A 6,621-nucleotide genomic window follows, 5' to 3' on the forward strand; every position below is an offset into this window, starting at 1 on the left:
TCGACGCTCGGCCGGCGCGGCTTACCGGTTCGCCGCCGCGACGTTCTTTTCGAGCAGCACGCGCGCCTGCGCCTCGTACTGGGCGAGATCTTCGAGCGTGGCGTCGAGGTCGGCGCGCTGGCGTTCGAGGATCTCGCGATGGCGCACCACCGTGTCGAGAAAGGCCTGAAGCTGCGGGAGCGTGTCGGTCGGCGACTCGTAGAGATCGAGCAGCGCGCGGATTTCGTTGAGCGTGAAGCCGAGGCGCTTGCCGCGCAAGGTCAGCTTCAGGCGCGTGCGGTCGCGCCCGGAAAACACACGCTTGAGCCCGCTCGCGCCTTCGCGGCTGGGCGACAGCAGGCCCTGGTCCTCGTAGAAACGGATCGCGCGCGGCGTCACGTCGAATTCGCGGGCGAGTTCGGTAATCGTGTAATGGGTCATGACTGGTGGGCGCCTCTGGCCGCCGGCCGGGTGCTTCGGCAAGGCGGCGTGTTCGTCGTTAGAATCGACGTTTACGTTATCGTCAACTTGCAGGTTTCGCAACCTTGCGGCGACTGCGCGAACCGCTCACGACCGATCCGCGACCGGACCGGGAATCGACATTGTTCCGCGTATCGGAACACTCTCCCGGAATCCCTGCACAAATGCCGCATTGCGGCGACAATGTGGGACGGACGGCGCTCGCTCGACGCCGCACCGCGCCGACTCGCACACATAAAAGACAGGAGTTGAGACCCCCATGAATGCGCTCGAACACCAGCTCGCTTACCCCTTCAAGGACACGCTGCCCGAACCGGGCCACGCCTTCGAGGTCGCGCCCGGCGTGAAGTGGCTGCGCATGCCGCTGCCGTTCGCGCTCGATCACATCAATCTCTGGCTGCTGCGCGATGAGATCGACGGCCAGCAAGGCTGGACCGTGGTCGATTGCGGCATCACCAACGACACCATCAAGGCGCACTGGGAGCAGGTGTTCGAGAGTCAGCTCGACGGCCTGCCGGTGCTGCGCGTGATCGTCACGCACTGCCATCCGGACCATATCGGCCTTGCGCACTGGATCTGCGCGGGCGGCGACAAGGCGCGCTGGGACGTGCGCCTGTGGACCACGCTCGGCGAATACATGAGCGCGTGCGTGCTGGCCTCGGGCAACGGCTCGAACGCGGGCGGCGAAGGCGCGGCGCGCCATTTCGCGCGTCACGGCGTGAAGGACGAAGCGGCGCTCGACCAGTTGCGCAACCGCCGCAGCTATTACGCGAACCTCGTGCCGGCGCTGCCGGCGCAATACCGCCGTCTGCGCGAAGCCGACACCGTGTCGATCGGCGAGCGCGACTGGCGCGTCGTGACGGGCTTTGGCCATTCGCCCGAGCATTGCGCGCTGCTGTGCGAAGAGATCGGCGTGCTGATTTCCGGCGACATGGTGCTGCCGCGCATTTCCACGAATGTGTCCGTGTTCGATATGGAGCCGGAGGGCAATCCGCTCGGTCTCTACCTCGAATCGCTGGGCCGTTACGAAACGATGGCCGACGACACGCTCGTGCTGCCCTCGCACGGCAAGCCGTTCCGCGGCGTGCGCACGCGCATCGTGCAACTGCGCGAGCATCACGACGCGCGTCTGGCCGAAGTGATGGAGGCCTGCGCGAGCGCGCCGCAAAGCGCCGCCGACATCGTCCCGCTGATGTTCAAGCGCGCGCTCGACATCCACCAGATGACGTTCGCGATGGGCGAGGCGCTCGCGCACCTGCATCTGCTGTGGCTCGCGGGCAAGCTCACGCGCAGGACGGACGAGGACGGCGTGATCCGCTTTTCGGTCTGATCGCGGTGTGAATCTCAGCGAACGCAAATGAAAAAGGGCGGCTCATGCGAGCCGCCCTTTTTCTTTCCTGCGCGGCTGGCCGCGCAATGAAACTCAGTTGCCGCCGCCCGTGATCAGGTCGGCGCCCTTCGGACGCACGAACTTGAACGTCGACGCCGGCAGCGACGGGTTCTTTTCGATGTTGGAGAACGTGAGCAGCGTCACGTTGCCGAACACGTCGTGCAGTTCCATCGCTTCGAGATTGCCGTCGCGAAAGCCAATGCCCACGCTCTTGAACTGCGTGTCCTTCGACTTCGGAATCAGCTCCAGCCAGTCGATGCCGTTCTTCACGCCCGCGTCGGAAAGCGTGAAGTTCTTGTCGAGATCGTTGCTGCCGAACAGGATGGCCGCCGGGCTCGCGCCGAGCGCGCCGCCGAGCTTGCGCTCGGTGACCTGGTTCAGGTCCTTGTCGTAGACGTAGAGGTTGTCGCCGTCCGATTGCAGTTGCTGCTGATACGGCTTTTCGTAATTCCAGATGAACTTGCCGGGACGCGAGAACACGAACGTGCCGCTCGAAGTCTTGGCGTTGAGCGTGGCCGTGGCGACGGCGTCGCTCGTGCTCTTGGCGTTCGACGGCACCTTCAGTTCGCGCTGCACGAAGTTGCCGCGCGCGGCGTGAACCTGCGCGACGAATTGCTTGAGCTGGTCGGTGCCGCCCGCGTAGGCGTGCGAGGCCATCGCGAGCGACGCGCCCAGCGCGACGGCGAGTGCGCGGCCGGCGCGCGCGAGTGTCAAACGAGTCGGTTGTCCTGCGAAAAACTGCATCTATCGTTCTCCAGTAGCGAAATGGATAGCGTGGAAGACCGGTCGGCCTTTAGTCGGCGTCGCGCGTGGGCGCGAGAATCTCGCGATTGCCGCTCGACGACATCGACGAAACGAGTCCCGACTGCTCCATCTGTTCGAGCAGCCGCGCTGCCCGGTTATAGCCGATGCGCAGATGACGCTGCACGAGCGAGATCGACGCACGCTTGTTCTTGATGACCACCTCGACGGCCTGATCGTAGAGCGGATCGGACTCGTCGCCGGTGCCCGAAGCGGACGCCGAACCCTCGTCGCCCTCGCCCGCCACACCGCCTTCGAGGATGCCCTCGATATAGTTCGGCTCGCCCTGCTCCTTGAGCTTGTCGACGACGCGATGCACCTCGTCGTCGGCGACGAACGCGCCGTGCACGCGCACCGGCAGGCCCGAGCCCGGCGGCAGATAGAGCATGTCGCCCATGCCGAGCAGCGACTCCGCGCCCATCTGGTCGAGAATCGTGCGCGAGTCGATCTTCGACGACACCTGGAACGCCATCCGCGTGGGCACGTTCGCCTTGATCAGCCCGGTGATCACGTCCACCGAAGGACGCTGCGTGGCGAGAATCAGGTGGATGCCGGCCGCGCGCGCCTTCTGCGCGATCCGCGCGATCAGTTCCTCGACCTTCTTGCCGACCACCATCATCAGGTCTGCGAGTTCGTCGATCACCACGACGATGTGCGGCAGCTTCTGGCACGGTTCCGGGTCGTCCGGCGTGAGGCTGAACGGGTTCGGAATCTTTTCCTCGCGCTTGTTCGCCTCTTCGATCTTGTTGTTGTAGCCCGCGAGATTGCGCACGCCCAGCTTGCTCATGAGCTTGTAGCGGCGCTCCATCTCGGCGACGGTCCAGTTCAGCGCGTTGCCGGCCTGGCGCATGTCGGTCACGACCGGACAGAGCAGATGCGGAATGCCCTCGTAGACGCTCATTTCGAGCATCTTCGGATCGATCAGGATCATGCGCACCTGTTCCGCGCTCGCCTTGTAGAGCAGCGAGAGGATCATCGCGTTGATGCCGACCGACTTGCCCGAGCCGGTCGTGCCGGCCACCAGCAAGTGCGGCATCTTGCCGAGATCGGCGCACACCGGCTTGCCGCCGATGTCCTTGCCGAGGCCCATGGTGAGCGCCGACGGTGCGTCCGCGTAGACCGCCGAACCGAGAATTTCCGACAGGCGCACGGTCTGGCGGCGCGAGTTCGGCAGTTCGAGCGCCATGCAGTTCTTGCCCGGAATCGTTTCGACCACGCGGATCGACACGAGCGAGAGCGAACGCGCGAGATCCTTCGCCAGATTGACGATCTGGCTGCCCTTCACGCCCGTGGCGGGCTCGATCTCGTAACGCGTGACGACCGGGCCCGGATAGGCGGCCACCACGGCCACGTCCACGCCGAAGTCCTTGAGCTTCTTCTCGATCAGGCGCGAGGTGAATTCGAGCGTGTCGTCGGAGATGGTTTCCTGGGTGGCGGGCGCGGCGTCGAGCAGCGAGATCGGCGGCAGCGTGGAGTCGCCCGGCAGATCGGTGAAGAGCGGCACCTGGCGCTCCTTCTCCACGCGCTCCGAGCGCTGCGGCGTGACCACGGGCGGCACGATCGTGACCGGCTCGTGCTCCTCGATCTTGACGCGGCCGCGCTCGACCTTGCCTTCGCGCTTGACCGCGGCGGCCTCGCCGAGCTTGCGGTCGCTGCGCTCCTCGCGGCGCAGCTTGGCGAGCGTGACGGCGTTGATCAGCGCTTCGCCGACTTTCTCGGCCACCGAAAGCCACGAGAAACGGAAATACAGTGACAGACCGATGGCCAGCGCGATCAGCATGGCGAGCGTGCCGCCGGTGAATCCGAGCGCGTTCGAGACCGCGCGCGCGACCGCGCCGCCCACGACGCCGCCGGGCGTCTGCGGCAATTGCACCTTGAGCGACCACATGCGCAGCGCCTCGATGCCGCAGCTCGACAGCATGACGAGCACGAACGCGAAGCCTTCGGCGACCCAGCTGATGTCGCGCGGTTTCTCGTCGTCATCGTCGCGCAGGGTTTCGTGGCGCGTGATGCGGCGGTAGTTCGCCGAAATCAGCCGCCCGAGCAGCACCAGCCACCAGTAGGCGGACAGGCCGAACAGCAGCAGCAGGATGTCCGAGGTGCGCGCGCCGACGCGCCCCGCCCAGTTCGAGATGTGGTCGACCTGGGCGGCGTGGGTCCAGCTCGGATCGTGGCGGCTGTAGCTGATGAGCGCCATCAGCAGGAACACGCCGAGCGCGACCTGCAGGATCCAGCGGATTTCGGTGAAAAGGCGCGACATGCGATGCGGCAATGCCTGCGCCTGCGCGGTAAAGGGTGCTTTGGCCATTGAATCCTGGTGATTCTCGATGCTTTGGCGTGCCGGACGCCGCCAGCAGGGCCGGACGGCGCGCGGACGCCGTCGTCCGATCCGGCCTATTGTAAACGCGATGTTTGAGCCCCGGCGGCGCGACGCTGTAAATGAGGGTAACTGACAACGGCGACCCACCGGCCAGCCGCCTCACCTGGCCCCAAGGCTATCGCGGCGATCAGAAAGCTTCATGAAGCGGCGATCGGCCCCGACCTTTATAATTGCGGGCTGATGCCCAACTTACCTGCGTAAGCCCCGCCGCAACACCGGGCGGCCGACCGCAAATCCGGCAGCAGCGCGACGCACCGCAACACGCGCCACGCAGCGCCACCAACGGAATTCGATCATGTCCGCAACCAAACACGCCAAAGTCCTGATTCTCGGTTCCGGCCCCGCCGGCTACACGGCAGCCGTCTACGCCGCGCGCGCGAACCTCTCGCCGCTGCTCGTCACCGGCCTCGCCCAGGGCGGCCAGCTCATGACCACGACCGACGTCGAAAACTGGCCCGCGGACCCGAACGGCGTGCAAGGCCCCGAGCTGATGCAGCGCTTCCTGGAGCACGCCGAGCGCTTCAACACGGAAATCGTGTTCGATCACATCCACACGGCCAAGCTCGACGAAAAGCCCATCCGCCTGATCGGCGATTCGGGCGAGTACACCTGCGACTCGCTGATCATCGCGACCGGCGCATCGGCGCAATACCTCGGCCTGCCGAGCGAAGAACTGTTCATGGGCCGCGGCGTCTCCGCCTGCGCGACCTGCGACGGCTTCTTCTACCGTAACCAGCACGTCGCCGTGATCGGCGGCGGCAACACGGCCGTCGAAGAAGCGCTGTACCTCTCGGGCATCGCGAAGAAGGTCACCGTGATCCACCGCCGCGACAAGTTCCGCGCCGAGCCGATCCTGATCGACCGTCTGCTGGAGAAGGAAAAGGAAGGCGTCGTCGACATCAAGTGGGACACCGTGCTCGACGAAGTGAAGGGCAACGAAGGCGGCGTGAACGGTCTGCGCATCAAGAACGTGAAGACCGGCGAAACCACCGACCTCGACCTGCAAGGCGTGTTCGTGGCGATCGGCCACAAGCCGAACACCGACATCTTCGAAGGTCAGCTCGAGATGAAGAACGGCTACATCATCACGAACGGCGGCCTGAACGGCAACGCCACCGGCACGAGCGTGGCCGGCGTGTTCGCGGCCGGCGACGTGCAGGATCACGTCTACCGCCAGGCCATCACCAGCGCGGGCACGGGCTGCATGGCCGCGCTCGACGCGCAGCGCTATCTCGAGACGATCAACGAGATCGCCCAGCCGCACGTGATGAGCGCCGAAGCCGACCGCTAAGTTCTCCAGCGGCGTCATGCCGCTAAAATAGTGCCCGTCAGCCCGACGGCGCACCCAACGAGGGCCGCGGCCAGTCAGCCGGCGGCCCTTGTTTTTTGTCCCGTTTTTCTGGCGCTCCGCGTGGGCGCCCGGCGCGCGCCGATTCGGTCGTGCGTCCGTCGCTTTATCGTTGCCATCGAGCGCCTTTCGCCATGCCCAAGAACGTGCCCCATCCGGGCGAGCCCAAGCGCCCCGCCACTCCCCGTCCCGCCGCCGCGCCCGCGCCGGTCGCGACCGACGCCGCGTCCGACGCCGGCAAGG

General features: G+C 65.8%; 5 protein-coding genes. 2 read left to right on the forward strand and 3 right to left on the reverse strand.

The window, feature by feature from the left end:
• Positions 1–21 precede the first annotated feature (21 nt).
• Positions 22–420: a MerR family DNA-binding transcriptional regulator gene (locus G3N97_RS05775; RefSeq protein WP_205992342.1), complete on the reverse strand. Its 399-nt coding sequence runs from the start codon at positions 418–420 to the stop codon at positions 22–24.
• A 298-nt stretch (positions 421–718) separates the two neighbouring features.
• Between G3N97_RS05775 and G3N97_RS05780 the strand changes: the two genes are divergently transcribed.
• Entirely contained in the window at positions 719–1,789 is a 1,071-nt protein-coding gene (locus G3N97_RS05780; protein ID WP_205992343.1) for an MBL fold metallo-hydrolase, read from the forward strand.
• A 93-nt stretch (positions 1,790–1,882) separates the two neighbouring features.
• Here G3N97_RS05780 and lolA read toward each other — a convergent pair whose 3' ends face one another.
• Both lolA and G3N97_RS05790 read right to left on the reverse strand, forming a co-directional pair.
• A complete protein-coding gene (gene lolA / locus G3N97_RS05785; protein ID WP_205992344.1) occupies positions 1,883–2,593 on the reverse strand; it encodes an outer membrane lipoprotein chaperone LolA in 711 nt (236 codons plus the stop codon).
• A 49-nt stretch (positions 2,594–2,642) separates the two neighbouring features.
• Entirely contained in the window at positions 2,643–4,958 is a 2,316-nt protein-coding gene (locus G3N97_RS05790) for a DNA translocase FtsK (protein WP_074983980.1), read from the reverse strand.
• Between the two features lie 367 nt (positions 4,959–5,325).
• On the opposite strand from G3N97_RS05790, the gene trxB reads away from it, so the two are divergent.
• The gene (gene trxB, locus G3N97_RS05795) at positions 5,326–6,321 is read left to right on the forward strand and encodes a thioredoxin-disulfide reductase (RefSeq protein WP_065058159.1); all 996 of its coding nucleotides are present in this window, start codon (positions 5,326–5,328) and stop codon (positions 6,319–6,321) included.
• Positions 6,322–6,621 lie beyond the last annotated feature (300 nt).

It is taken from the genome of Paraburkholderia sp. Ac-20347 (assembly GCF_017104805.1).
Classification (GTDB): domain Bacteria; phylum Pseudomonadota; class Gammaproteobacteria; order Burkholderiales; family Burkholderiaceae; genus Paraburkholderia; species Paraburkholderia tropica.